The sequence below is a fragment of the Holdemanella hominis genome (genome assembly GCF_014306155.1).
GTDB classification, from domain to species: Bacteria; Bacillota_I; Bacilli_A; order Erysipelotrichales; family Erysipelotrichaceae; genus Holdemanella; species Holdemanella hominis.
Map to the genome: position 1 here is coordinate 1 of NZ_JACRWH010000114.1, position 1,467 is coordinate 1,467.

A 1,467-nucleotide genomic window follows, 5' to 3' on the forward strand; every position below is an offset into this window, starting at 1 on the left:
TTGTTGATTATGAGGAACGACAAAAAGGACTATCGTAATAGCCAACATTTTGCATTTGCCTTTTAGTTGCTGAATTATTTTTTTACAATCATCTTATGATCACATTCAGGGCAGTGCATCATATAGTTTTCTTCAGGTTCATTTGGAAATAATTCATCGATTAACCATCTAGGTACTTCTTCTTCGTAACCGCATTTTGTACATTTCATCAATACATCTTTTTCTGTATGTTCTGTCATTTCTCTTGTCCTCCAATGGATTATATGTATAAGTATACTGCATAATGGCTCCACATTTACATTGAATTGGGTCTCTATTAAAAGAATCAATCAAATGAGTGCGGTACTTCAATTTATTGAGTTTGTTTTTAAGAGCTTTAGTTCTTGTTTCACGAGAATAATCCTTGTTCTTTTTGATTCCAAGAAGTGCATGTACTTTATCTAGAGTTTTCTTAGAAGCATTGGCATAGAATCCATAATATCGAGTGGTTAAGAAATGGTAGTCTGGTATATGTATGATGAGACGATTTATAAAGTCGATCACATTATCTGTGACATCATGACGTTTTTCATCCTTATGATCATTGTAGAACCAGCTGACAGTCTTTGATTCTTTATTGTATTCTGTGATTCTATTTTCAGCCATGGCAGGTCTACCGGCATAACGGATGAAATAGTTTACACAGCCTTGAATATCTTTACTATTTTTATTAGATGAAGCATTGTTGGAATCATTGTCATTTGATTTGAATTTGGCATAGACATAGAATCCTTTAGGGTGGTCTTTATATAGTCTGTTCTTTTCTTCAGGTTTCTTTAAACCACCGGCTTCCTGTATGAGTCGGATTAATTCAAATTGAAATGTTTTTCTAAGCTTAATGAAATTGAAATGATGAAATGTTTTGATTTTATCCCTTTTAAAGGAATAGATCAATTCAGGAATAAGACAATGGATGTGTGGATTCCATTTAAGGTCCCTTCCAAAAGTATGTATAGTGGCAATCATGCCAAATTCATTACGAACAGGAATGTCTTTGAATATATAATGGGTATCCGATAATTTTTTCTTTTTGAGTTTATCGGCAAGAGATTTATTGGTGAGAATGGAAATGGTGTTTCTGGAAGCAACAAACAAAAGATTGAGTCGAGTACGATCCTGTCTGAACCAGTTTCTAAGTTCTTCAGGAATAGTAAAGACAATGTGTCTATGAGGGCAGTCAAGACAAAAAGAAGTGGCTTTGGCTGCAAGCTGTTTGGCATATTTAACACCACAGGCATTACAGAATCTTGAATGACAAGAATGTGGAATAATATTCCAGTTGTCACAATCCGTACATTCAAACTGATCAAAGCCAAGATAACATGTGTGGCAAAGAAGAGAACGTTCTACATTGTCTAAAATGCAAGGACGAGCTTTACCGGAAGCATCTAGTTTTCGAATGTAGTCAATATTATCGAAGAAGATATT

General features: G+C 34.3%; 2 protein-coding genes. Both read right to left on the minus strand.

The features are described 5' to 3' along the window. Positions 1–74: 74 nt before the first annotated feature. The gene (locus H8911_RS12855) at positions 75–209 is read right to left on the minus strand and encodes a hypothetical protein (RefSeq protein WP_255466378.1); all 135 of its coding nucleotides are present in this window, start codon (positions 207–209) and stop codon (positions 75–77) included. Beyond that, positions 169–1,467, minus strand: a 1,299-nt coding sequence (locus H8911_RS12110) for an IS91 family transposase (protein WP_186999834.1), incomplete at its 5' end; no start/stop codon positions are given. The genes H8911_RS12110 and H8911_RS12855, both read right to left, overlap by 41 nt.